Source organism: Xenorhabdus entomophaga, from assembly GCF_037996725.1.
GTDB lineage: Bacteria > Pseudomonadota > Gammaproteobacteria > Enterobacterales > Enterobacteriaceae > Xenorhabdus > Xenorhabdus khoisanae.
The window spans coordinates 41,520-65,310 of the sequence record NZ_JBBMXH010000012.1 but is presented as its reverse complement, the minus strand read 5'-3'; the positions used below and the strand labels follow the sequence as shown (position 1 = coordinate 65,310).

At 40.8% G+C, this 23,791-nt stretch carries 24 protein-coding genes, 1 pseudogene and 1 riboswitch; of the genes and pseudogenes, 13 read left to right on the top strand and 12 right to left on the bottom strand.

What is annotated here, in order from left to right; genetic code table 11:
* Nucleotides 1-5 precede the first annotated feature (5 nt).
* Nucleotides 6-713, top strand: a complete 708-nt coding sequence (gene baeR, locus AAC854_RS04245) for an envelope stress response regulator BaeR (protein WP_340616019.1) — start codon at nucleotides 6-8, stop codon at nucleotides 711-713.
* Nucleotides 714-739: 26 nt separating this feature from the next.
* Here the strand turns inward: baeR and AAC854_RS04240 are convergent, their stop codons facing one another.
* Nucleotides 740-1,906 (bottom strand): MFS transporter, encoded by a 1,167-nt coding sequence (locus AAC854_RS04240; protein ID WP_340616018.1) that lies wholly within the window; start codon nucleotides 1,904-1,906, stop codon nucleotides 740-742.
* Between the two features lie 252 nt (nucleotides 1,907-2,158).
* On the opposite strand from AAC854_RS04240, the gene AAC854_RS04235 reads away from it, so the two are divergent.
* The 3 genes from AAC854_RS04235 (at nucleotide 2,159) to fbaB (ending at nucleotide 5,787) form a co-directional block, all read left to right on the top strand.
* Entirely contained in the window at nucleotides 2,159-2,503 is a 345-nt protein-coding gene (locus AAC854_RS04235; protein WP_340616017.1) for a YegP family protein, read from the top strand.
* Nucleotides 2,504-2,761: 258 nt separating this feature from the next.
* Nucleotides 2,762-4,138: a prephenate-dependent tRNA uridine(34) hydroxylase TrhP gene (trhP, locus tag AAC854_RS04230; RefSeq protein WP_340616016.1), complete on the top strand. Its 1,377-nt coding sequence runs from the start codon at nucleotides 2,762-2,764 to the stop codon at nucleotides 4,136-4,138.
* Between the two features lie 599 nt (nucleotides 4,139-4,737).
* Nucleotides 4,738-5,787: a class I fructose-bisphosphate aldolase gene (gene fbaB / locus AAC854_RS04225; RefSeq protein ID WP_047962063.1), complete on the top strand. Its 1,050-nt coding sequence runs from the start codon at nucleotides 4,738-4,740 to the stop codon at nucleotides 5,785-5,787.
* A gap of 98 nt (nucleotides 5,788-5,885) precedes the next feature.
* Here fbaB and thiD read toward each other — a convergent pair whose 3' ends face one another.
* The gene (gene thiD, locus AAC854_RS04220) at nucleotides 5,886-6,686 is read right to left on the bottom strand and encodes a bifunctional hydroxymethylpyrimidine kinase/phosphomethylpyrimidine kinase (RefSeq protein WP_340616015.1); all 801 of its coding nucleotides are present in this window, start codon (nucleotides 6,684-6,686) and stop codon (nucleotides 5,886-5,888) included.
* Between the two features lie 44 nt (nucleotides 6,687-6,730).
* A riboswitch (TPP riboswitch) is annotated at nucleotides 6,731-6,823 on the bottom strand.
* Nucleotides 6,824-6,946: 123 nt separating this feature from the next.
* The gene (cspE, locus tag AAC854_RS04215; protein ID WP_047962061.1) at nucleotides 6,947-7,156 is read right to left on the bottom strand and encodes a transcription antiterminator/RNA stability regulator CspE; all 210 of its coding nucleotides are present in this window, start codon (nucleotides 7,154-7,156) and stop codon (nucleotides 6,947-6,949) included.
* Nucleotides 7,157-7,724: 568 nt separating this feature from the next.
* On the opposite strand from cspE, the gene pagP reads away from it, so the two are divergent.
* Entirely contained in the window at nucleotides 7,725-8,339 is a 615-nt protein-coding gene (pagP, locus tag AAC854_RS04210) for a lipid IV(A) palmitoyltransferase PagP (protein WP_340616014.1), read from the top strand.
* Nucleotides 8,340-8,502: 163 nt separating this feature from the next.
* Here the strand turns inward: pagP and AAC854_RS04205 are convergent, their stop codons facing one another.
* The gene (locus AAC854_RS04205; protein WP_340616013.1) at nucleotides 8,503-9,870 is read right to left on the bottom strand and encodes an amino acid permease; all 1,368 of its coding nucleotides are present in this window, start codon (nucleotides 9,868-9,870) and stop codon (nucleotides 8,503-8,505) included.
* A gap of 285 nt (nucleotides 9,871-10,155) precedes the next feature.
* Nucleotides 10,156-10,317, bottom strand: coding sequence for a PhoP/PhoQ regulatory lipoprotein MgrB (gene mgrB, locus AAC854_RS04200; protein ID WP_340616012.1), 162 nt, complete (start codon nucleotides 10,315-10,317; stop codon nucleotides 10,156-10,158).
* 188 nt (nucleotides 10,318-10,505) lie between these two features.
* Between mgrB and AAC854_RS04195 the strand changes: the two genes are divergently transcribed.
* Nucleotides 10,506-10,892 carry a helix-turn-helix domain-containing protein gene (locus tag AAC854_RS04195; RefSeq protein ID WP_047962082.1) on the top strand — a complete coding sequence of 129 codons (387 nt, stop codon included), beginning with the start codon at nucleotides 10,506-10,508 and terminating at the stop codon, nucleotides 10,890-10,892.
* Nucleotides 10,893-11,005: 113 nt separating this feature from the next.
* On the opposite strand, the gene AAC854_RS04190 is transcribed toward AAC854_RS04195, so the two are convergent.
* Complete coding sequence (locus AAC854_RS04190; RefSeq protein WP_273548388.1) at nucleotides 11,006-11,836, bottom strand: N-acetylmuramoyl-L-alanine amidase; 831 nt, start codon at nucleotides 11,834-11,836, stop codon at nucleotides 11,006-11,008.
* Nucleotides 11,837-12,105: 269 nt separating this feature from the next.
* Entirely contained in the window at nucleotides 12,106-13,560 is a 1,455-nt protein-coding gene (locus tag AAC854_RS04185; RefSeq protein WP_273548375.1) for an alanine/glycine:cation symporter family protein, read from the bottom strand.
* A gap of 1,308 nt (nucleotides 13,561-14,868) precedes the next feature.
* Here AAC854_RS04185 and AAC854_RS04180 point away from each other — a divergent pair.
* Both AAC854_RS04180 and AAC854_RS04175 read left to right on the top strand, forming a co-directional pair.
* Entirely contained in the window at nucleotides 14,869-15,351 is a 483-nt protein-coding gene (locus tag AAC854_RS04180) for a PliI family lysozyme inhibitor of I-type lysozyme (protein WP_273548376.1), read from the top strand.
* A 111-nt stretch (nucleotides 15,352-15,462) separates the two neighbouring features.
* On the top strand, nucleotides 15,463-15,834 hold the full coding sequence (locus AAC854_RS04175; protein WP_340616011.1) for a hypothetical protein: 372 nt from the start codon (nucleotides 15,463-15,465) through the stop codon (nucleotides 15,832-15,834).
* 117 nt (nucleotides 15,835-15,951) lie between these two features.
* Here AAC854_RS04175 and prfH read toward each other — a convergent pair whose 3' ends face one another.
* The 4 genes from prfH to AAC854_RS04155 all read right to left on the bottom strand — a co-directional run bounded on the left by prfH (nucleotide 15,952) and on the right by AAC854_RS04155 (nucleotide 18,876).
* Complete coding sequence (gene prfH, locus AAC854_RS04170) at nucleotides 15,952-16,569, bottom strand: peptide chain release factor H (protein ID WP_047962055.1); 618 nt, start codon at nucleotides 16,567-16,569, stop codon at nucleotides 15,952-15,954.
* The gene (locus AAC854_RS04165; RefSeq protein WP_340616010.1) at nucleotides 16,566-17,687 is read right to left on the bottom strand and encodes an RNA ligase RtcB family protein; all 1,122 of its coding nucleotides are present in this window, start codon (nucleotides 17,685-17,687) and stop codon (nucleotides 16,566-16,568) included. Before AAC854_RS04165 ends, prfH begins: the two co-directional genes overlap by 4 nt.
* 463 nt (nucleotides 17,688-18,150) lie before the next feature.
* Nucleotides 18,151-18,552 (bottom strand): putative signal transducing protein, encoded by a 402-nt coding sequence (locus AAC854_RS04160; RefSeq protein ID WP_273548379.1) that lies wholly within the window; start codon nucleotides 18,550-18,552, stop codon nucleotides 18,151-18,153.
* Nucleotides 18,553-18,666: 114 nt separating this feature from the next.
* Complete coding sequence (locus AAC854_RS04155; RefSeq protein ID WP_273548380.1) at nucleotides 18,667-18,876, bottom strand: hypothetical protein; 210 nt, start codon at nucleotides 18,874-18,876, stop codon at nucleotides 18,667-18,669.
* A 149-nt stretch (nucleotides 18,877-19,025) separates the two neighbouring features.
* Between AAC854_RS04155 and AAC854_RS04150 the strand changes: the two genes are divergently transcribed.
* The gene (locus AAC854_RS04150; RefSeq protein WP_340616024.1) at nucleotides 19,026-19,775 is read left to right on the top strand and encodes an SDR family oxidoreductase; all 750 of its coding nucleotides are present in this window, start codon (nucleotides 19,026-19,028) and stop codon (nucleotides 19,773-19,775) included.
* 81 nt (nucleotides 19,776-19,856) lie between these two features.
* Nucleotides 19,857-20,015, top strand: a pseudogene (locus AAC854_RS04145) (integrase); the annotation flags it as partial.
* Between the two features lie 96 nt (nucleotides 20,016-20,111).
* Here AAC854_RS04145 and icd read toward each other — a convergent pair.
* Nucleotides 20,112-21,365 carry an NADP-dependent isocitrate dehydrogenase gene (icd, locus tag AAC854_RS04140; RefSeq protein ID WP_340616009.1) on the bottom strand — a complete coding sequence of 418 codons (1,254 nt, stop codon included), beginning with the start codon at nucleotides 21,363-21,365 and terminating at the stop codon, nucleotides 20,112-20,114.
* 140 nt (nucleotides 21,366-21,505) lie between these two features.
* On the opposite strand from icd, the gene rluE reads away from it, so the two are divergent.
* From rluE to mnmA, 3 genes are all read left to right on the top strand, one after another.
* A complete protein-coding gene (rluE, locus tag AAC854_RS04135) occupies nucleotides 21,506-22,135 on the top strand; it encodes a 23S rRNA pseudouridine(2457) synthase RluE (protein WP_340616008.1) in 630 nt (209 codons plus the stop codon).
* The gene (locus tag AAC854_RS04130; protein WP_340616007.1) at nucleotides 22,128-22,604 is read left to right on the top strand and encodes an NUDIX hydrolase; all 477 of its coding nucleotides are present in this window, start codon (nucleotides 22,128-22,130) and stop codon (nucleotides 22,602-22,604) included. Before rluE ends, AAC854_RS04130 begins: the two co-directional genes overlap by 8 nt.
* Nucleotides 22,605-22,687: 83 nt before the next feature.
* Entirely contained in the window at nucleotides 22,688-23,791 is a 1,104-nt protein-coding gene (gene mnmA / locus AAC854_RS04125; RefSeq protein ID WP_340616006.1) for a tRNA 2-thiouridine(34) synthase MnmA, read from the top strand.

The following is a 23,791-nucleotide window of genomic DNA, read 5'->3' as shown; positions in this document are numbered from 1 at the left end:
ACGCAATGAGTATATATTCCACACAATATACCGTTCTCATCGTTGAAGATGAACCGAAGTTGGGACGGCTGCTGGTTGATTATTTGCAATCGGCAGATTATCAAACTGAATGGCTGAAACGCGGTGATGAAGTTATTGATCATGTTCAAAAATGCCAACCCCATATTATTTTGCTTGACCTGATGCTACCCGGTCTTGATGGGTTATCGGTCTGTCGGGAAATCCGTAAGTTTTCTAATATCCCGATTGTAATAATGACGGCGAAAACGGAAGAGATTGATCGGCTTCTCGGATTGGAAATTGGGGCTGATGATTATATCTGCAAACCGTATAGCCCACGGGAAATGGTAGCCAGAGTAAAAACAATCCTGCGCCGTTGTTATCGCCCGCAGGATATCGTCAGCGTACAAGGTGCGCTGACCATAGATGAAAATCACTTTCAGGCACGTTATCTTGAACGGGTGCTTGAACTGACACCCGTTGAATTTCGTTTGCTTAAGATTATGTCCAGCCAACCGGGGCGTGTTTTTTCCCGTGATCAGCTATTGAATAATCTTTATGATGATCATCGCATCGTGAATGATCGTACCATTGATAGCCATATTAAAAACTTGCGTAGAAAGCTAGAACAATTGGATGAAGATAAATCTTTTATTCGTTCAATTTATGGCCTTGGCTATCGTTGGGAAGCCGAGATCTGTCGCTTGATGTGACAATATTCACGGCAATCGGTTTTGCCTCAACAATTCACGCGATTTTTCTTATAAGCAAGACAGCCTGAAATTATAGCTAATAACAAGGCCATGGAAGCTAATACTCCCCCTGTAAAATTGAGGGCTGCGTAACCATAATTGGATGCGATAATCACACCACCCAGCCATGCGCCGACTGCATTGCCCAGATTAAAGAACCCAATATTGACTGAGGAAACCAAATTAGCTGCACCCGCTTCTTGTGCTTTATCCATCACCAGACGCTGGATTGGCGATACTGTAGCAAAACCAAGCGCCGCCATGAAAAATATACTCAAACAGGCAATGAATGGCTCCGCGCCATATAACCAAAAAATAAACAGAACTAGAGATTGTAACCCCAATGTCCAGTACAGCAATGGCATCATTGCCTTATCTGCAAGCTTTCCACCAACGATATTGCCAAAGAAAAATCCCATCCCCAACACCAAAAGGAGCCATGTGATTGCACTCTCAGAGAAACCGGCAATATTAACCATGAGTGGGGAAATATAGGTAATCGTCGTAAAAAATGCAGCAGGCCCTAAAACCGTAATCCCCATCGCCAACAGGACATGAATATTCGTAAAAGCCAACAATTCCTTTCTGATACTGGCAGGCGTTTTCTGATCGAATCTGGGTAATAATTTTAAAATTCCAGCCAACGCAATGATGCCAATAACAGTAATTATTACAAACGTGACACGCCAGGAGATCTCTTTTCCTATCCATGTCCCAAACGGTATTCCGACTAAATTGGCCAGTGTCATTCCACTAAACATAAATGCGATAGCTGTGGTTTTTCTATTTTCTGGCGCCAGTTCAGCGGCAATAATAGCCCCTATTCCCATGAAAGCACCGTGAGTAAGGGAAGCAACAATGCGCCCGATAATTGCCAGATAAAATGTTGATGAAAAAGCAGTCAAGGCATTTCCGATAATAAATAATATCATTAATATGGAAAGCATCTTTTTCCTTTCAATATGTCCTCCCAGGATAATCAGAACCGGTGCTCCGACAAAGACACCAAGTGCATAACTGGTTACCATATACCCCGCTGTTGGTATTGAAATACTAAATGTTGTTGCGATTTCAGGAAGTAAGCCAGCGACAATAAATTCAGTCGTAGCGATCCCAAATGTTGCTATGGCTAAAGCCCAGATAGCGGCCGGCATGGGGAGCTCCTAATTCAAGGGTAAATTAATGGGTTTATCATTCAAATAGCGGATATTTATTTCTGAATGAGATGCTACTGTAATATATTCATGTAGCATCTTTCCATCAACACCAGAGCAGCTCTATGTGCGTTTTAATGAACTAACATCAAGTGATTACTACACTACAAATAAATTTTTTGCCAAACTTCTTTTCTGTACAAAATTCAGGCTAAACTTAAGCTGATAATTACCCAATCAGGAGAATTTCTTATGGCTACTGGGCATTATGATCTTAAGAAAGCAAAGAACGGGCAATTTTACTTCAATCTGGTAGCAGCAAACGGTGATATTATTTTGAACAGTGAAATGTATACCACTAAGGCTGCCGCCAATAAAGGTATTAACTCTATGCGGGTCAATTCTCCCGATAAAACCCGCCATGAAGTAAGAAAAAATAAGTCAGGTAAGTCTTATTTTGTCCTGAAAGCCCGCAATCATCAGATTATTGGTGTCAGTGAACCTTATACTAATGAAGCCAGCATGAAGAAATGTATACAATCGGTCATGAAAACCGGGCCGACAGAACGTATTCATGATTTGACCAAACACGATTAATGGCTCGCGCCGTATCAGCGGCGCGTTTTTCCTTAACCATATCCGGCAATTCAATTTATCACCAATGCAGGCTAACTTGTTCTGGTGATCAAAGTAATCTCAGAAGAGATCATCTCTTAGCCCCTTTCCGGGACAATAATATATTTGTGCTAATGACGGAATAAGCGCTAAAATCCCCTCCCTTTAACCTTACCCTTAGTAATGATAAAGACGATAGGGTAAGGGCTGACTTGAACTCAGACCGAGAATGCTAAGAATATGTTTACTCCAGAATTACTTTCTCCTGCCGGCTCTTTGAAAAACATGCGTTATGCGTTTGCCTATGGTGCAGATGCTATCTATGCCGGGCAACCCCGCTATAGCCTGCGTGTCCGCAATAATGAATTTAATCATGAAACGTTGGCTCAGGGCATTAAAGAAGCCCACGAATTAGGTAAACGTTTTTATGTCGTCGTCAATATTGCACCACATAATGCAAAGCTGAAAACATTTATCCGTGATTTGAAACCTGTTGTGGAAATGGGGCCTGATGCGCTGATTATGTCCGATCCGGGTTTAATTATGATGGTGCGCGAAGCATTTCCTGAAATAGACATTCATCTTTCGGTTCAGGCAAACGCGGTTAACTGGGCTACCGTCAAATTCTGGAAACAAATGGGATTGACGCGTGTCATTCTTTCCCGTGAACTTTCACTGGAAGAAATTGCTGAAATCCGTCAGCAAGTGCCAGAAATGGAACTTGAAGTTTTTGTCCATGGCGCACTCTGCATGGCTTATTCTGGTCGTTGCCTGTTATCAGGCTATATCAATAAACGCGATCCCAATCAGGGAACGTGCACTAATGCCTGCCGCTGGGAATACAATGTTCAGGAAGGTAAAGAAGATACTGTCGGTAATATCGTTCATATGCACGAGCCTATCCCTGTCAAGAATGTTGAACCCACATTGGGCCAGGGTGCTCCAACAGACAAAGTATTCATGATCGAAGAAGCCAAGCGTCCGGGTGAATACATGTCTGCATTTGAAGATGAGCATGGCACTTATATCATGAACTCTAAAGACTTACGTGCGATTGAGCATGTGGAAAGATTGACCGGCATGGGTGTTCACTCATTAAAAATCGAAGGCCGTACAAAATCTTTCTATTATTGTGCCCGCACAGCTCAGGTATATCGCCGTGCCATTGATGATGCCGTTGCCGGAAAACCTTTCGACCCCACTCTCATGACTACTCTGGAAGGTCTGGCACACCGTGGCTATACAGAAGGTTTCCTGCGTCGTCATACCCATGATGCCTACCAGACTTATGAATACGGCTATTCGGTATCAGACACTCAACAATTCGTTGGTGAGCTTACTGGCAACCGAATCAACGGGCTGGCCGAAGTCGCCGTGAAGAATAAATTTCTTGTTGGAGATCGACTGGAACTTATGACACCATCAGGCAATATTAACTTTACATTAGAATCCATGACAAATAAGAAAGGCCAGTCAGTGGAAGTAGCACCCGGTGATGGACATATTGTTTATCTCCCAATTCCTGAAGAAATCGATCTGAATTATGCCTTACTTGTCCGACAGTTAAAGAGCGGTAATACCAGAGCACCCCATTCACAAGAATTTCAAGTGAAATAATTCGAAATGAAGTTTTAAAGAAATTGATCTGTTTTTTTAGAAACAGATCACATCAATACCATTTTATTTCTCGTATGATCAGCTCTGAAAAACGAAGAACTAAAAAAGTTTTACTGTAAGACTAGGAACCACCTCCTTGGCTAGCTCAATCTCCCTTGGGCTGGCCTTTTCTTTTATAAAGAATAAAAAAATCACCATAAATTCAATTGGTTATAAAATATGTCGTCACTTCAAAAATATAAATTAGCTTAATGTTTTTCAATTTCCAATTGGATGTATATTGATCAGAAATTGGTAACATAATTTATTATGAGTAATAAAACCATATAGCAATAAATATCATCTGGTTTCCTTCAGTTTAATGAAGGAAACTTTAAGAAAATACCGCTCAATTTATTCAATTACAGAATAGGCTAGTGATTATTTATCACCATGCCAAATAAGTATTATTTTACTTTTACTGTCATGCAGAATGATTAAATTTTAACAACTTTTGTATTAACTGAAGCGATCCACTACGGTTTCCCTTTCTGCTTACCTTGTGATCAATATAAATATCAACAACAATCAGCAGCGCCTTTTGCAAACTGGAGTTAATCATGACTGATATCGCTAAGTTGTTAGGAAAAGACGCTGAAAGTTTATTACAACATCAATGCAATACCATTCCACGTGAAAATCTCTATCTTCCCGGTACAGATTTTGTCGATAGAGTGATGATCGAAAATAATCGACCCAATACTGTTTTACGCTCCATGCAGACCTTAATGAATCACGGTCGTCTGGCAGGCACTGGTTATCTTTCAATTTTGCCGGTAGATCAGGGCGTTGAGCATTCTGCAAGTGCTTCTTTTGCCACTAACCCACTCTATTTTGATCCCAAAAATATTGTTGAATTAGCGATCGAAGCGGGTTGTAACTGTGTTGCTTCAACTTATGGTGTGCTGGCATCAGTTTCTCGCCGTTATGCCCATAAAATTCCGTTCTTGGTGAAACTAAATCATAATGAGACGCTGACCTATCCAGCCCAATATGACCAGACCTTGTATGCCAGTGTCGAACAGGCATTTAACATGGGGGCAGTTGCGGTTGGTGCAACAATCTATTACGGCTCTCCTGAATCACGCCGCCAAATAGAAGAAATCTCTGCCGCTTTCGAACGCGCTCATGAACTAGGCATGGTTACTGTGTTATGGGCTTATCTGCGTAATTCTGCGTTCAAAAAAGATGGGGTTGATTACCATACCAGCGCCGACTTAACGGGCCAGGCAAATCATCTGGCAGCAACAATCGGTGCTGATATTGTTAAGCAGAAAATGGCTGAAACCAATGGTGGCTATACTGCTATTGGATTTGGGCATACTGATAAACGCGTTTATAGCAATTTGACCACTGAACACCCGATTGATCTCGTTCGCTATCAACTTGCTAACTGCTACATGGGGCGCGCTGGATTAATCAATTCTGGTGGCGCTTCCGGCAATAACGACTTGAGTGATTCAGTCCGCACCGCTGTCATCAACAAACGTGCCGGGGGAATGGGCTTGATCCTTGGCCGCAAAGCATTCAAGAAATCAATGAAAGAAGGCGTTGAGCTAATTCACTCCGTTCAGGATGTTTATCTCGACAAAAAGATCACAATCGCGTAATCCCGCTTTTTTATCTTTCACACTCAAGATGGGGATACAAATATCCCCATTATTTAATACAAGTGCATCATTTAATAACAAGTGAGTATCCACATTATTCACCACCACTGGTGAAAATGGTGGACTGGCCCTATTCCCCGACCAACTTCGAGAGTATCAGCCTGTGCAAGCGCATTTTGCAAATACATTTTTGCAACAGGCAACGTGCTTTGCCAATCAGGATAACGGGGTCGCAATGCAGCAAGTGCAGCAGACAAAGTACAACCTGTACCATGAGTATTCCGTGTATTCACCCGGGTTGAAGTAAAACGCCATTCGCCTTCAGGCGTAAACAGCCAATCGGGGCTTTCCGCCGTATTGATCAAATGGCCTCCTTTCAATAAAACAGCCTGACATCCTATTGAAAGCAATTCACGCCCCTGTTGCAACATATCAGCTTCTGTCTTGGCAAGGTCGCATTTCAGTATGGCGGCGACTTCAGGTAAGTTAGGGGTAATCAAAGAAACAATAGGCAGTAACTGTTCTACCATTGTCGTAACGGCTTCCGGTAATAATAGCGGATCACCACTTTTTGCCAGCATAACCGTATCCAATACGATGTAAGGAATAGGATAACGGCGCAATGACTCAGCCACTATCGCGACATTGGCAGCATTCGATAACATGCCAATTTTGGCGCTATCTATTCTGATATCTGAAAGTACAGATTCGAGTTGGGAAGCAACAAAGAGAGGATCGATATCATAAACTGATTGTACGCCCATTGTATTTTGGGCAACCAGAGCAGTTATCACAGCCGTGCCATAAGCATCAAGAGCGGAGAAAGTCTTTAAATCGGCCTGAATACCGGCACCACCGCTGGGATCTGTCCCTGCGATAGTCAGTGAGTTAATTCTCATTATGGTGACTCCTATCACCAGCCAAAGAAAAGCAGATATCAAAATAGGAGATACCATGACTTCCCTACGCTGGCATTATCCAGATCAGGTAATACGGGTACTTCTCAGCTCAATAAAGAACGCCCCGAGTCAAAATAAAAATCACTCTATTAGTATCCCAATAGAGTGATATTTGCAATAGTTTATTATCAGACAATAAAACCAGACTGACAACAATACATTTAGCCAATAATTAAATACCAGCCAAAATAAATTTATTACTATAAAGCTGAGACATTTGCAGCAGCAGGGCCTTTAGGGCCATCCTGAATTTCAAACTCAACTTGTTGGCCTTCAGACAATGTTTTAAACCCATCTTTCATAATTGCAGAAAAATGTACAAATACATCTTTGCTACCATCAGCTGGAGTAATAAAACCAAAACCTTTAGACTCGTTGAACCACTTCACAGTACCAGTGATTTTTGCCATTTCAAAAATTTCCTTTGAATCACTTTATTAGCCGACTGGCATAAAAATAAATAAACCAGTATTGGTTGCTGTTATTTATTAACAAAACAGAACTTCGTTTACCCATGTGTTTTATCACATACTCTTTATATAATCGCAAGCCATTTTTTTCAGGTGCTGGAGCCAACGCACATATTTAAAAAACTTAACATCCATACCGATTTGAAATTACACAATAATTTTTAAGTTACATAACCTCATGAATAAATACAAAAAGAAAATTTTAACCCAAGAAACAACTTTAATTAATCTAATATATAATGCTGTTTTTTACGCCTACTATAGGGTAGATCAGAGAGTTATAGTTATCCCGCAGTTCCATTTTAGATAACTATAAAACAATGGCTGATTTCGCACCCATTTGTTGAAGCATACAATATAATTATTCTACATATAACCAGCTTACTTTTTGTTTATCATTTATTAAATATTATTCAATTATAATATTAATTGCTAAAAATTGACTATTCTATCTAATGATAAACTGATTACATACAGCTTACTGAAATTAGAGTGGTTGGAGTTTAAAATGAAGTTGCATTTCGCCACATCATATGTTCTACCAATAACATTATTTATCTCATCAGAGATGGCCTATTCAGATACCATTCCAGAGCATGGGATTGTACAGCAGGGAAAATCCGAAAAAGGCTATAAATACACTTATTCTGCATTATGGGAAAAATTCAGGAATAATATTTCATTAACATGGAATTCACCAGACAATGACATTTATTTACCCATAATCACATGGCATAACCGTTTTACCTATGATAAAGAAAAAACAGATAGGTACAACGAAATGCCTTGGGGATTTGGTTACGGCAAATCTCACTACGATAAAGATAATGATTGGCACTCTTTGTATGCGATGGCTTTTATGGACTCACATAATCGTCTTGAGCCTATTATTGGCTACGGGTTTCAAAAAATGTATATCCCTAATGGCCTTGATAGTTTCAGAGTGGGTGGAGGGTTTACATTTAGTATTACAGCACGTCATGATTATCAATATATACCCTTGCCCATACCATTACCGCTTTTTTCCATTGAGTATAACAGGCTCTCTTTTCAATCAACCTATATTCCCGGTACATACAATAACGGCAATGTGCTGTTTAGCTGGTTACGTTGGCAATGGTAAATATCTAATATATTGAAATTCATTGGGTATATAACAAAAATTATCTTAGTCAATTGGTTTTCATATACCACTATGTTTGTCATATTGGCACTGACAATAATAATCAGCCGGATATCGATATCATATCCGGCTGAAAAACACGCTGAATGGATTAATAGCTAGTTTACTCGTTTGTCTGCTTTTTGGATCTAGCCACCAAATAACCCACCCACAATACACCAATCCAGAGTGGCATCAGAATAACTGAAATACGAATTGGCGGCATCATCAGAATAATGATGAGAATGAACGCCAGGAATGCCAGACACAGGTAGTTCCCGAATGGATACCATAATGCCCGAAATTGGGTCTTAACACCTTCTTTGTTCTTAGCCGCGCGGAATTTCAGGTGAGCAAAACAAATCATAATCCAGTTAATGACCAACGTTGTCACCACCAATGACATCAGCAACTCAAATGCCTTACCGGGCATAATATAGTTAATCAACACACCAATCGATGTTGCTAAGGCCGATAAACCAATGGACAAGACAGGCACACTACGTTTATTAACTTGTGTCAGGATGCGGGGGGCATTACCTTGTTTAGCCAAACCATATAACATTCGGCTATTACAATACACGCCACTGTTATAAACAGATAATGCAGCCGTCAGTACCACCACGTTTAGAATATTCGCTACCCAAAAGCTATCCAGATCATGGAAGATTAAAACGAATGGGCTACCACCTTCTACTACGTTTTGCCAAGGGTAAAGTGCAAGCAAGATAGCCAGTGAACCGATATAAAACAGCAAAATTCGATAAACAACCTGATTGGTTGCTTTTGGTATATTTTTCTCAGGATGTTCCGCTTCCGCCGCAGTAATTCCCACAGTTTCCAGCCCACCAAATGAAAACATGATTACCGCCATCGCCATAATCAGGCCAGTAGCCCCATTTGGCATAAAACCGCCCTGCTGCCATAAATTGGTTATGCTTGCCTGTGGGCCGCCATTACCGCTAATCAGTAAGTAGCTTCCAAAGATAATCATGCCGATAATTGCAGTAACTTTGATGATAGAAAACCAAAATTCGGTTTCACCGTATAACCGAACATTAATCAGGTTAACAAGATTGATCAGTACAAAGAATATTGCAGCAGAAACCCATGTCGGAACTTCTGGCCACCAATATTGGATATATATACCAACAGCGGTTAATTCTGCCATACCGACCAGAATGAACATTGCCCAGTAATTCCAGCCCGATAAAAAACCAGCAAAGTTTCCCCAGTATTTATAAGCAAAATGGCTAAATGACCCTGCGACAGGCTCCTCAACGACCATCTCCCCTAACTGGCGCATAATCAAAAATGCAATAAACCCAGCAATCGCATATCCGAGAAGTACCGAAGGGCCGGCCATTTTTATCGTTTGGGCAATGCCCAGAAATAATCCTGTTCCTACTGCACCACCGAGGGCAATAAGCTGAATATGCCTGTTTTTTAAACCACGCTTAAGCGTGGTTTGTTGTTCTTGTTGTCCTGCCATCTAGTCCTCTTTTTGCGATGCTTGGAACTTGTCTCATTAAAAGCCATTTTATTTGTTGCTCTTAGACCTGAGTAGCGTAAAAAATCCACCTACCTCTCAATTCTCACAAAATTTGTCGAATCTGAATTACTTCAATTATTGTAATAATTGGGCTATCCCCTGATTTAACGTGATATTTAGTCTGTTAATTAGAATCAGGTGGATATTAAAACATCATTTACAAAGAATGAATACCACGAATGTATGTTAACACACATGCAAGCAGGAAAATGATTAGGATGATCATCAAAAAGGTAAATATCGAGTAATAGAACAAATACCTAATTCGAATTGACCATGTCCTTGATCACCGTGTACGGTGCCTTGCTCACAATGTATGTCCAGTGCCAGTAAATACAAAAATAGACATACTAATATCAAGCACAAAATTAATACTATTACTTTCATATTCAATTAGGTCACCTTAGAATGATTTCATTGTAGTTAATGTTATAATCAAATATTATAGGGGGTTTTTATATGATAAAACATTCAAATTTTAGTTCAGTCATTACTGAACATCGCAATGATGGATTTTGTCATCTTGAAAAGAAGTTGTGTATACTTCCCCAACCTTCAACCAATTTAAAATTGTAATGCCACAAGATAACCACTTAGCACTTGTATGCGCACTGAGTAAATGGATAGAAAACCATCTTGGCCGTGTCATTCATCTTGAAGAGCTTGCTGCTTACTCTGGCTATTCGCTTTGGCACATGCAGAAAATATTCAAAGAAGTCACGGGAATATCGCTTGGCAAATACATTCGCCAGAGACGCCTGGCCGGAGCGGTTTCCCTACTGAGAAACAGTTCATTGCCAATTTTTGATATTGCCCTGGACTTCGGCTTCGGTTCTCAATCTCACTTCACATATATGTTCCGTAAAGAATATGGCATTACACCTTATGATTTTCGCCAAAGTATAGATATTGAACTTGAAGTTAAACTTCCATTGCATCTGACTTACAACTGCGAATCATAAAGCTTGATATCGTCAGCGGCCATTGAATGGCCGCTCCTGCATGACCCCTCACGATCCCTTTTGTTAAATAACATTTTGTTATTTTTCTTTTCCGGTACATTAAGCATACACGGTTATCGATATTTTTCGACCAATGCCAAAGCAATCGCCTCCGTTTCTGCATCGGGACTGCCACTGATATCTGACGGGCGAAAATGCATCTGAAATGCTTGGATAATTTTATGGGTTGCATCATCCAGTAAACCCGTTTGAGGGATGCTATAGCCATAATGAGCCAAGGCTTTCTGTATTGATATTACTGATGCTGGCACATCAGGAGCCCTACCGGCCAAATGTTTATTGACTGTCACATGATCAGGCCAAGCACCGATCCCTTGTTCATAAAGTAATTGCCACGGGAAAACAGGCCCGGGATCTTCTTTTCTAAGTGGTGCTATATCACTATGACCAACAACATTCACAGCCTTAATTTGATAACGCTGAATAATATCTTTTGCCAATCGAATCACTGCATCAATTTGTGATGGGTGATATAAGCACCACTCTTTTTTGATAAAGTGTTGCTTAAATCCACAATTAACAATTTCAATACCAATAGAATAGCGGTTTAGACTTTGGTATCCATCCCATTCACTTTTTCCCGCATGCCATGCCCTTTCCTTTTCTGAAACCAATTGAAAAATAATCGGTTCTTTATTCTCATACTTTGGTTGAGAGGGAATAAGATAATGCGCGCTGACCTTTCCTCCCGTTAATACTTGTAGAGAGCGTCTATCATCCAAAGCCGTATAATGCAAAACAAGGAAATCAACTGAATCAACAGGTTGCTTAGTTGAATAAGGGTAGGAGTGATCAACGATATAACTATTTCTGTCTTCACGCTCAGGGGAATAAGAGCAGCCAATCAACAGAGTGATAAACACGCATGCTATTAATATTCTTATCATGATTGGTCAGATATTTTAAAAAAGTAACGTTATGATGACTATATAGTAGATGAAACTAAAATAGATGTGATATTTTATACTTTCAAGCATAATATTAAGAACAAATAAAAGCCGGGCATTTGTGAAATGGTCGAAATGCCCGGCTGATAATATTATTTTATATGAGCAATACCTTGTTACGGCTTTAGTCTATTACCCATCATCTTTCAAGTTACCGCTTTATTAGCGGCATCTTCAATCTATCTCTTGGGATATCCCCTTCAGTACTAACGAGTATCTTTCCCACTGTTATGCTCAGCATCATTATCCCAGATACCTTTTTCAACTTGCTGCTGAATTTCTGGGTAAGAGTTGATATTGAATGTTGGTAACTGACCCAATTTTCTCTGCCGGTTATAGTCTTTGGCCAGCTTTATCGCAATACCTGACAATAGCAGTATGGCAATCAGGTTAACAATAGCCATACAAGCCATCGATAAGTTAGCCATATTCCAAACCACAGGGACTTCTGCCAATGAACCAAACATCACCATTCCCAACGCAGCCAATCGCAGAATGAATAAACCGGCTGTGTGGTTACGTTCCAGGAATATCATGTTGCTTTCAGCATAAGCATAATTAGCAATGATCGATGTGAAGGCAAAGAAGAAAATAGCAATAGCAATGAAGGATGTTCCCCAATGCCCAACCGCGGATGACAATGCTCGCTGAGTCAATTCAATTCCGCTGATAGCCGTGACGTTTTCGTTGAGAACTCCAGAAGAGAGGATGATGACAGCCGTTGCACTACAGATAACGATGGTATCCATAAATACCCCCAACATCTGCACATAACCCTGAGAGGCAGGATGTGGAGGATATGGAGAAGCTGACGCCGCCGCATTTGGCGCAGAACCCATCCCTGCTTCATTCGAAAATAATCCGCGTTGAACACCCTGAAGCATTGCCTGAGAGATACCGTAGCCTAATGTTCCGGCTATCGCTTCCTGAAGGCCAAAGGCACTCTTGAAAATTAATGCAAATACATCTGGAATGCGTTCAATATTGTGACCAACAACCCAAAATGCCAGTATTAAATAAGCCCCTGCCATAAGCGGTACAACTAATTCCGCTACCCGTGCGATAGAACGCAATCCGCCGAAAATAATTACGCCACTGATGATGACTAATACAATACCGACATAAAGAGGTTTGATATTAAAGGCAAAGGCAGCCGCTTCCGCAATTGAGTTTGCCTGAACGGCATTAAATACAAGACCAAACGCGATAATAAGGAAGAATGAAAATAACACTCCCATCCATCGCTTATTGAGCCCCTTCTCCATATAGTAGGCAGGGCCACCTCGATAATTCCCTTGATCGTCTTTCGTCTTGTACAACTGGGCAAGCGTGCTTTCCACAAAGGAAGTTGCCATACCAATGAATGCCACTACCCACATCCAGAAAATAGCTCCTGGTCCACCGGCAGTAATTGCAATAGCAACCCCTGCTAAGTTACCGGTTCCTACACGGGCAGCTAGACTAGTACATAAAGCCTGAAAAGACGAAATGCCAGAACTATCTGATTTATTACTATTTTTCAGAATTGAAAACATGTGGCCAAAATGGCGAAGTTGTATAAAACCAGAACGCAGTGTGAAGTAGAGACCAACCCCAAGCAGCAGGTATATTAGTACATAGTCCCAAAGAATGTTGTTAATGAAGTTAATCGGATCCGTCAAGATATTTTCCCCTTACTAATTAAAACATTAGCTGACCATAATGCAGTATCCGGCGAAATTTTGTTGTGCTTAATTTCCTTTATTAATGAACAGGTAATACAATTCTGTATACAAAAAACACAGAGATACTAGCCAGTAAAACGAAAAGAATGTAACACAAGATCTATTTCAATGGGTAACTTTTAATGAATTTTTTACATTTACTTTAGCGTTACTAAACATTTCTTTTGGTATTCATAATGCCTCATTCCCCATATCAAGCCTGTTTGACTCATTTTGCAAATAATAAATACGAGAATTTTCCTTTCCTATATATAAGTAAGGAGCATTAATTGATTAACAATTTAGCCCAAAATAAGAAACCATTGAATAACCAAATGGCAATCATAATAAAATAACACCAACGCAATAACCTTACAAAAAGAGAGTGTTAATCAAAAGTTCTTGATGCCAAGTTACACAAATGTACCAAACAAATTTAGATGGTCACTCTGAGTGATATCGTTTACATAGCAATAATCTAATTCATTAAAAACCACAAAATAATTACAAAATTTAATATTGAAATTTCTAATATTTTTGGAAACATATAGCAATATTTTTCTTCAAATGAGCTTATTAAATTTTAATACTGTGATAGTTGGAAAAAGCCACCATCCCATATTAAAATTTTCAATTGTTATTTTTACGGTAGGAAATCACAACAGCAAGTTAATAACATGTTAATATTCCACTATCTGGCCATCAGGTAATCTGCAAGTGAGGTTATAATTGATGTTAGAGCGCAAAAGAAAAAACCCCGCGGACAACATACTGCCCAAAAGAGTTTATAGAGGAAAATCAAAGTATGAATATCATCCTGCAACAGGCGGTTCAATCTCTATCTGCTGTTTGAGTTCACCTGTATCCGTTGTTTGGAAAGAGTACAATAAGATTGTCGAAAAAATAGAAAAAAACAGCACATAGAGCTTAATATATGTTGAAGTTAATAAAAAAACGGGAGTCACCACTCCCGTTGACTCCACGGCATTACACTATTTGAATAAAATTCATTAAATACATCAAAAATAACCTATACCACAAAATATCTTTCCATTCCTTATATTAATGAATGGCATTTCCAAAAGACCCACAAAAATCAGATATCCTGACGTTTTATTTCTAACAACTAAGCACTATAGCGTTGGGCCCAAATAGGTTCCGAATTGCACCTTTTACTAAAAATATGGTCTTTCAAAATTCGTGCTACTCTATAAAACTCACCCTATGAGTATCTCGAACAAGATAGTAAACAATGGAGTATTGCTTATGTGTATAAGTAAGAGCCTAAAAAATATTGTTATTTCTTCTCTAACCGTCCTGTTTTTATCAGTGCCAGCTATCGCAAAAGATGGAACATTGATTAACTTACCTGATAAACGATTTGCCGTTATATCAGTCGGTGATCTGGAAAGTGAATCAATTGGCAGCTATTCAATCGCTGTTTTCAAAGATAAAGAGCTCTCAGAATTTGAAACTGGTGCCATTTTTTCCCGTGACGGTTCAGTGTTTGATGATAACAATAAACCCAGGATTACATTTGCAGACATCAACGATGATGGCGCCAAAGAATTAATTGTCACCAAGCTTTCGGTAGGATCTGGAAATTATCTGGAAGTTGATGCGCTCAAAATTACTGACAAAAATGTTAACCTTCTTACTCGCATCAATATAAACGGTAAGAATGATCCCGTTAAAGCACTCCGTGCATTATGTAAAAGAGGTCAGTGTGTAGAGCAGAAACACCAATAAACGCATATTTAACAAGTCCGATTTTCTACCGGGATTCGGCACAAACAATGAATAATGTACTATTGTTAATGTTGTCACCACTACCATGGTATAGTCGATCAAGAGGAAATTATGAAACGTCTTTTACTGCCACTTTTCCTTGCCCCATTCTTCTCTTATGCCGCTCAGACGAATGTAGATAAAACAGTAGAAACCTATTGTGATTTGTTTGGAAAAGTCTCTGTCGAAGCATTTAAAACCAATGACTCACCTGATGCGATAGCTCAAAAAGCTTTTAGTGAATTAAGCAATAAGGGGTTCGATCTTAAAGAAATCCATAGCAACAAGAATGAGTTTATTGCATCTATCAAACAAACCGTTACAGAAGTCAGAAAAAATAAACAGGCATTCCCGAGTACCCGCCATTTTGATGAATCGTTGGATAAATCAGTCAAAGCCTGCAAAGAGCAAACAAAGCATTCCTTATCTCAGGGGGTTAAATAAACTTCCGATAGAGCGACTGACTCATGTCGTCGCTCTATTTCATTAATATCTATACCTTTATCTTTCAAATTGTTGTTTTGTTGACTGTGCTACAACTTGAAATCTGTCAGGTATATATCAATTCTGTGGAATAAATTTCATTCCGATAAAAGTACGCACTGCATTTCCCCTTTCAATCTGATGGTGAAATATCCGTCTTTCTGCTTTAATCTGTGCCTGATGCATATTTTGATGTTGCTGGAGCCGATGCCCCAACAACATATGAGCAAGTCGACGGTTAGCATGCTGACTGCGCTCGGACTGTACTTTGATGCTAATACCACTGGCAATATGCACTGCCCGAACCGCTGATTCTGTTTTATTAACATGCTGACCACCGGGGCCAGAAGCTTTCAATGTTTCAAACCGAATTTCGCTTTCTTTCATTTCCGGCATCGGTTCAAACTGCCTCACACCAATAAACCAATTTTTACGACCTGCTCCTTTTCGCCAAGGACTTTCGCAGATCCATTTAATCGTACCATTCCAACACTCAAATAGTTGTTGTTCATTTTTTCCATGAATAGCCACTAATACCGAACGCAACGTACCGGAACGCAATCCCCTTTCTTCCTCCAGAATATTCGCTCTTACGCTCAATTCTTCGGCTTCTTGAATCAATCGCTCCAACGCCTTATTAACAGCTAACATACATTCATCTGGCCCTTGAGCCGAGGAAATCTGCAACAATATCACTCATTGCCTCCCCGCGTTTTATATGTCAGAACAGGTTTCAGCCGCGCTATCAATTGAATTAAACCAGCCTGTAACATAGCTTCCATTACGCCATCAATAGGTTTATAGGCTTCTGGCGCTTCTTGAAAAATCAGCTGCTTATCTAAGCAAATGACTCGGCTACCCAATGCAGTACGAGAAAGTTGCACAGCATTATAACGCCCGCTCAAGCGTTCCTTACATTCACCACGCATCCATTTCCGCCCCGCTCCATGCGCAAGAGAAAACAAACTCTGTTCACTGGGTAGCGGTTGCACTAGGTAACTGTAATCTCCTCGAGATCCCGGAATAATTACCGGGCCTTGGTCTGCGGGCGTTGCTCCCTTGCGGTGTAACCAGCCATCAACACCGCCAATAGTACATGGCGTAAGCAAATTATGTGAGACATCAAGCAAATGCTCTCCGTTGGCCCGCCAGCGTTTCAGCATTCTTTCAGCAATTAATTGTCGGTTAAAACAAGCATAATCCAACGCTTGTTGATGTTGCTGAAGGTAATTCTGAGCCTGTGAGCTTGATGCAACCAACCCATTATGCCCATGCTCACGGACATGTTGCTCAAGGATCATTTGCCCCATACCACGTGAACCACTGTGTACCAATAACAGAAGCTGCTGTTTATTTAGTTGCCATGTTTCGAGCAGTTCCGGTTGATAAATTTCATCCAATTGCTGCAACTCAGCAAAATGATTTCCACCACCAATCGTTCCCGGTGAATGGAAAAAATATTCAGGTATATCGTCAGGTAAATCTTCTGCTTTCAAGGGAGCGTCAATGGAACCAAGCCGTTTCTCCAGCTTATCCAATGACCATTTATTCAGTGTCAAATCTGTTCGCCACAATGCCATACCGCAACCAATATCGTTCCCGATAAGTGCCGGATAGAAATGTGACTGTGTAAAAAATGCCGCACCAACTGGATATCCTCTGCCGGGATGGAGATCTGGCAGACCGACAACGCGAACCATCTCAGGAAGTTGTGCTGTCGTTTCAAGCTGCTGGATAGCCTTGCCTTCCAGCCAAGTGTTTTCTGTTACGATAAGCTGTACGTTTGGTGCAGCCGAATACAAAGTATTGCCCATAGATCAACCTTATGATCAATGAAAAAATAAGGGTGCGGTCAGGCCTTCCTAGCCAAGCAATACTGAAAAAACTAATTTCGTAATTAGCTATGGACTGGCCTGAAAAGAGTCATTGTTATTGTCATCATGATAAATTCCTCCTTTTCAGTTGTTAGTGGGGTTTAATGAATAGCTGCATTTTGCAGACGCAGCATCATACTTCAAGTTTTATTATAATTACCAGTATTTTCTTTGAATTTATTTTTATTAGATCAACTGAATGATGATTTAATCAGTTTATTTTTAATTTCAACTAGTGATTGATTTGAATGCAATTCCACCACCTTGCAACTGCATTCATATCCATTATTACAAGATATTTATAATAAAGGATGTACATCATTTACTGTTTTCCCTGTCATATAAAATAGCCATGACATTGAGAATATTTACCGTCAAAATCCGCATGTTCAGATTATTATAATTACGGAGAAGAATAATCATCAAATTTTAAAGGTAAAGCTATGTATGTTGTCAAAAACAAAGAAAGAACTAAAAAAATATTTATTAGCATCGTAAAAGAGTATTGAGGTGATGATAATTTTCTTTTTTCTAAACCCAATTGTTTTCCATCTAAAAGATACTGATTATCTTCAATTTTAAAAAGTATCTCTTTCGCCCGCTCAATATCACAATGATGGACAAGGAGTTTCACCCCTCCAAATGCCTGAGAGCACATGTAGTTATTCCATACGATATCTTCATCTATCACTACCGCACAAATGCCTTCTGATAACATTCTACCCAGGATAATGTGAGCATCTATTGGTGACAGAAAATTTGCCAATAACCGCATATTTCCTCTCTGAAGATAGCTGTTCCACATAAGCGCACCATAGTGAGATAAGTTATCAATAAGTATAAACCATTATTGGATATCTATTCAGTTACGCAATCAATTACATGTGAGAGATGATTGCATCACCGAACTCGCTGCATTTCAGCGGGTAGCACGATCCATCAGACATTCGAAATCGTAAATAACAGTCTTGGCAGCAATTACGCTAATGGTGCCATCAAGGTTAGCCACAGTGAGCGCATTACTTTCAATTACCCCTAAAAGATCAGCCGGTGTGGTTGTGCTCACATTCAGTTTTAGAGCAGTTTGTCCAATAAGTTGAACTTGCTGTAGAGTATGACAAAACAACATATCATCTTGCTATCAACGGCATTGTTCCCAGTGTTGCTTTATCCTACAGTAACAACGTACGTTTCTGTAGGTGACTGGTATGTGTATAGTTATATGCTAATGCTAATCGCGTTTAGTTTTGTCAAGTAATGACACTAAATAGGATAATGATGAACGAAAAAATACTTTTAGTTACAGGCTCTAGTCGAGGTATTGGAGCGGCTACCGCTATACTGGCAGCAAATAAAGGATACTCTATATGTTTAAATTATTTAAACGATGAAAAGTCTGCGTTTAAAGTCCGTGATGAGATTTTGAATCTGGATGCCAAATGTATCGCTGTACGTGCTGACGTTTCCAATGAGCATCAAGTAAAAAAAATGTTCGACGACATTGATACTCAGCTAGGAAGTATTACTCACCTTGTCAATAATGTTGGAATCTTAAAACAAAAAATGCCCTTAATTGATATGGATGGGGAACGATTTCAACAAGTACTATTAACTAATGTAATGAGTCATTTTTATTGCTCTTCTGAGGCGATTAAGCGTATGTCGATTTCCAGAGGAGGCTCTGGAGGTTCAATTGTTAACGTTTCATCAGGTGCATCGAAAAGTGGCTCACCTTTCGAATACATTGATTATGCTGCTTCGAAAGGTGCAGTTGATACATTTACTACAGGATTATCTAAAGAAGTCGCCGCTGACGGCATACGAGTCAACTGCGTTCGCCCGGGAGGCATTTACACCGATATTCATGCTGATGGCGGCGAGCCTTCTAGAGTTGAACGTATTGCCAAGAACTTCCCGATGCAAAGAGGTGGAACTCCTGAAGAGGTTGCAAATGCGATTCTTTGGCTACTTAGTGACGAAGCTTCATTCGTGACTGGAAGCCTTACAGACTTATGCGGTGGTTTATAAATTGGTTGACTATCAAACTGCGCAAACGACTACACCGGTAGATGTCAGGCCTGAACTAATACATATTGAGTGAGAGAAGAAACTCCGGCAACTTTCCATGAACAACGCTCATTGTCGGAGCGTCTATACCGCGAACAAGGTATCAATACGAAGACATTATTAGGACACAGGAGTCAGGCAATGACAGACAAATACCATGATGATAGGGGCAAAGATTGGGTTGTTCTGGCTGTGAAATAACGGTTAATTTTTAATCAGTTTTGCAGAAGAATTTTTCAATATCTAAAAATAACGGGAACCATTAAGCCCCCGTTATCTATTCAGTTACGCAATCAATTACATGTGAGAGATGATTGCATCACCGAACTCACTACATTTCAGTAGCTTAGCGCCTTCCATCAGACGCTCAAAATCGTAAGTTACGGTCTTGGCAGCAATGGAACCTTCAACACCTTTAACGATTAAGTCGGCAGCCTCGAACCATCCCATGTGGCGTAACATCATCTCAGCGGAGAGAATGACAGAGCCCGGGTTGACTTTATCCTGACCCGCATATTTAGGTGCAGTACCGTGTGTCGCTTCGAACAATGCACACTCGTCACCAATGTTTGCACCCGGGGCGATACCGATACCACCAACCTGCGCAGCCAGTGCATCAGAAATGTAGTCACCATTCAGGTTCATACAAGCGATAACGTCATATTCAGCAGGGCGAAGCAGGATTTGTTGCAGGAAAGCATCTGCAATCACATCCTTGATAATAATGTCTTTGCCACTCTTAGGATTTTTGATCTTAACCCACGGGCCGCCATCCAGCAGTTCTCCGCCAAATTCAGTGCGGGCCAATTCATAACCCCAATCTTTAAAGGCACCTTCAGTGAATTTCATGATGTTGCCTTTATGAACCAGAGTCACGGATTCACGATCATTATCAATAGCATATTCAATTGCAGCACGCACCAAGCGTTTAGTGCCCTCTTCTGAGCAAGGCTTCACGCCGATGCCACACTGTTGAGGGAAACGAATTTTGCTAACACCCATTTCATCTTGCAGGAATTTGATGACCTTGTCCGCTTCCGCTGAACCGGCTTTCCACTCGATACCCGCATAGATATCTTCAGCATTTTCGCGGAAAATGACCATATCAGTCAGCTCAGGCTGTTTAACAGGGCTTGGCGTACCTTGATAGTAACGAACCGGGCGCAGGCAGACATACAGATCCAATTGCTGGCGCAGCGCCACATTCAGCGAGCGGATGCCGCCACCGACTGGCGTTGTCAGAGGACCTTTGATAGCAACACGGTATTCACGGATCAAATCCAGTGTTTCATCTGGCAACCAAACATCTTTACCATAAACATGTGTGGATTTTTCACCTGTGTAGATTTCCATCCAAGAAATTTTGCGCTCGCTGCTATAAGCTTTCTGAACAGCAGCATCCACAACTTTCAGCATGACCGGCGTAACATCAACACCAATGCCATCCCCTTCGATGTAAGGGATTACAGGGTTATTCGGAACATTTAATTTACCTTTGGCATCGATAGTAATTTTTTTACCTTCCGCCGGAACAACTACTTTGCTTTCCATTAACCTCTCCTTTCAAATAAACGCAATGCCTTGTTAAATTTTTGTAAGGGACGTGTCAATACTACTTGAATATTCTGCAAACGCCAATGGTCACAGATTTAAGGTATAATACGCACCCTAATTTTTCACGATGGCTTATCATGACAAAAATCTCTTTTAAAAAACGCAAACTTAACCGATTCAGCCAAAGAAAAAATGACAATACGATAAAAAAACTAACAGGCCCTCGTCGGGTATTAATCTTTAACAAACCTTATGATGTTCTTCCCCAATTCACCGATGAAATGGGAAGAACAACGTTAAAAGATTTTATTCCGTTTACTGATGTTTATGCCGCAGGACGTTTGGATCGCGACAGCGAAGGGTTACTCGTGTTGACCAATGACGGTAAATTACAAGCCAGATTGACTCAACCTCACAAAAAAACAGCTAAAGTTTATTATGTTCAGGTAGAAGGTATTCCTGATGAAGCAGCTCTGGGTAAGCTGCGCAATGGCGTCACGTTAAAAGATGGCCCGACGCTACCTGCCGGCGCAGAACGAGTGGAAGAACCAGAATGGCTCTGGAAACGAACACCCCCCATTCGAGAGCGAAAAAATATTCCCGTAAGCTGGCTCAAGATAACGCTATATGAAGGCCGTAACCGTCAGGTACGCAGAATGACTGCTCATGTTGGTTTTCCCACATTGCGCCTAATTCGTTTCAGTATGGATTCGATACAATTAAGCTCATTGCCCCCCGGAGAATGGAGAGAAATTAATCTTGTTTAGTCCACACATCACTGTTGCCTGTATTGTACATGCAGAAAATAAATTTCTGGTTGTCGAAGAATTCATTAATGGCAAATCTCTCTGGAATCAGCCTGCCGGCCATCTCGAGGCCGGAGAAACATTGCAGGAAGCCGCTGAACGGGAATTATGGGAAGAAACAGGGATTCGTTCTCAGCCACAGAAATTTTTGAAATTATACCAATGGGTTGCTCCAGACGGAACGCCATTTATCCGTTTCCTGTTCTTGGTTGAAATGGAAAAAATCATTGATACCAATCCACAAGATGACGATATCCATTGCTGCCACTGGTTAAGTGCAGAAGAAATTCTTAACAGTTCACAACTACGCTCACCATTGGTCGCTGAAAGTATTCGCTGTTATTTAGAACACAAGGCGTATCCTCTATCAATATTGGACAGTTACGGCCCTCCTTTTGAAAATGGCCGCATAAATAAAAAAATCGAATAGAAAGAACGTGAGACGTTTGATGCACCACAGCCATCAACGTGCTAAAGTATTGCGTTTGTTTTTTTCCGCAGTGAGATATATCCATGTCAGATAACAGCCAGAAAAAAGTCATTGTCGGAATGTCCGGCGGTGTTGATTCATCAGTTTCCGCCTACCTTCTGCAACAGCAGGGCTACCAGGTAGCTGGCCTGTTCATGAAAAACTGGGAAGAAGACGATGGTGAAGAGTATTGCTCGGCTGCCGCCGATCTTGCCGATGCGCAAGCCGTTTGTGACAAGCTGGGCATTGAACTGCATACCATCAATTTTGCAGCCGAATATTGGGATAATGTATTCGAACATTTTCTTGCTGAATATAAAGCTGGCAGAACCCCAAATCCGGACATTCTCTGCAATAAAGAGATCAAATTCAAAGCGTTTCTAGAGTTTGCCGCTGAGGATTTGGGTGCTGACTACATTGCAACCGGGCACTATGTCCGTCGTCGGGATGTAGATGGTATTAGCCAATTACTTCGCGGTCTGGATGGCAATAAAGATCAAAGCTATTTCTTATATACCTTAAGTCACCAACAGGTTGCCAAGAGTCTGTTCCCCGTCGGAGAACTCGAAAAACCTGAAGTGCGCCGCATTGCCGAAGAACTCGGTCTGGTCACGGCAAAGAAAAAAGATTCAACGGGTATCTGCTTTATTGGTGAGCGCAAATTCCGTGATTTTCTGGGACGCTATTTGCCTGCCCAACCGGGCCCAGTTATGACAGTAGACGGGCAAACTATCGGCCAGCATTCTGGCTTGATGTACCATACACTGGGTCAACGCAAAGGGTTGGGAATCGGCGGAACGAAGGATGGCAGTGAAGAGCCATGGTATGTTGTTGATAAAGATGTCCAAAACAATACGCTTCTTGTTGCTCAAGGCCATGAACATCCTCGCCTGATGTCTGTCGGTTTGATTGCACAGCAACTTCATTGGGTTGATCGCCAGCCATTGAAGGCAAAAATCCGTTGTGTAGTGAAAACGCGTTACCGTCAGCACGATATTCCCTGCACTATCGTTCCTCTAGGCGAAGATAAAATTGAAATTCGTTTTGATAGCCCTGTTGCCGCTGTCACTCCCGGCCAATCAGCCGTGTTTTATCAAGATGAAGTCTGTCTCGGTGGTGGCGTGATCGAACAACGTATACAGGAGTAA

What these genes read in the sequence shown, in the direction of transcription:
- baeR (WP_340616019.1), top strand. Translation starts at nt 6, where the DNA reads ATGAGTATATATTCCACACAATATACCGTTCTCATCGTTGAAGATGAA.
- AAC854_RS04240 (WP_340616018.1), bottom strand. Translation starts at nt 1,906, where the DNA reads ATGCCGGCCGCTATCTGGGCTTTAGCCATAGCAACATTTGGGATCGCT.
- AAC854_RS04235 (WP_340616017.1), top strand. Translation starts at nt 2,159, where the DNA reads ATGGCTACTGGGCATTATGATCTTAAGAAAGCAAAGAACGGGCAATTT.
- trhP (WP_340616016.1), top strand. Translation starts at nt 2,762, where the DNA reads ATGTTTACTCCAGAATTACTTTCTCCTGCCGGCTCTTTGAAAAACATG.
- fbaB (WP_047962063.1), top strand. Translation starts at nt 4,738, where the DNA reads ATGACTGATATCGCTAAGTTGTTAGGAAAAGACGCTGAAAGTTTATTA.
- thiD (WP_340616015.1), bottom strand. Translation starts at nt 6,686, where the DNA reads ATGAGAATTAACTCACTGACTATCGCAGGGACAGATCCCAGCGGTGGT.
- cspE (WP_047962061.1), bottom strand. Translation starts at nt 7,156, where the DNA reads ATGGCAAAAATCACTGGTACTGTGAAGTGGTTCAACGAGTCTAAAGGT.
- pagP (WP_340616014.1), top strand. Translation starts at nt 7,725, where the DNA reads ATGAAGTTGCATTTCGCCACATCATATGTTCTACCAATAACATTATTT.
- AAC854_RS04205 (WP_340616013.1), bottom strand. Translation starts at nt 9,870, where the DNA reads ATGGCAGGACAACAAGAACAACAAACCACGCTTAAGCGTGGTTTAAAA.
- mgrB (WP_340616012.1), bottom strand. Translation starts at nt 10,317, where the DNA reads ATGAAAGTAATAGTATTAATTTTGTGCTTGATATTAGTATGTCTATTT.
- AAC854_RS04195 (WP_047962082.1), top strand. Translation starts at nt 10,506, where the DNA reads ATGCCACAAGATAACCACTTAGCACTTGTATGCGCACTGAGTAAATGG.
- AAC854_RS04180 (WP_273548376.1), top strand. Translation starts at nt 14,869, where the DNA reads ATGTGTATAAGTAAGAGCCTAAAAAATATTGTTATTTCTTCTCTAACC.
- AAC854_RS04175 (WP_340616011.1), top strand. Translation starts at nt 15,463, where the DNA reads ATGAAACGTCTTTTACTGCCACTTTTCCTTGCCCCATTCTTCTCTTAT.
- AAC854_RS04165 (WP_340616010.1), bottom strand. Translation starts at nt 17,687, where the DNA reads ATGGGCAATACTTTGTATTCGGCTGCACCAAACGTACAGCTTATCGTA.
- AAC854_RS04160 (WP_273548379.1), bottom strand. Translation starts at nt 18,552, where the DNA reads ATGTGGAACAGCTATCTTCAGAGAGGAAATATGCGGTTATTGGCAAAT.
- AAC854_RS04155 (WP_273548380.1), bottom strand. Translation starts at nt 18,876, where the DNA reads ATGTTGTTTTGTCATACTCTACAGCAAGTTCAACTTATTGGACAAACT.
- AAC854_RS04150 (WP_340616024.1), top strand. Translation starts at nt 19,026, where the DNA reads ATGAACGAAAAAATACTTTTAGTTACAGGCTCTAGTCGAGGTATTGGA.
- icd (WP_340616009.1), bottom strand. Translation starts at nt 21,365, where the DNA reads ATGGAAAGCAAAGTAGTTGTTCCGGCGGAAGGTAAAAAAATTACTATC.
- rluE (WP_340616008.1), top strand. Translation starts at nt 21,506, where the DNA reads ATGACAAAAATCTCTTTTAAAAAACGCAAACTTAACCGATTCAGCCAA.
- mnmA (WP_340616006.1), top strand. Translation starts at nt 22,688, where the DNA reads ATGTCAGATAACAGCCAGAAAAAAGTCATTGTCGGAATGTCCGGCGGT.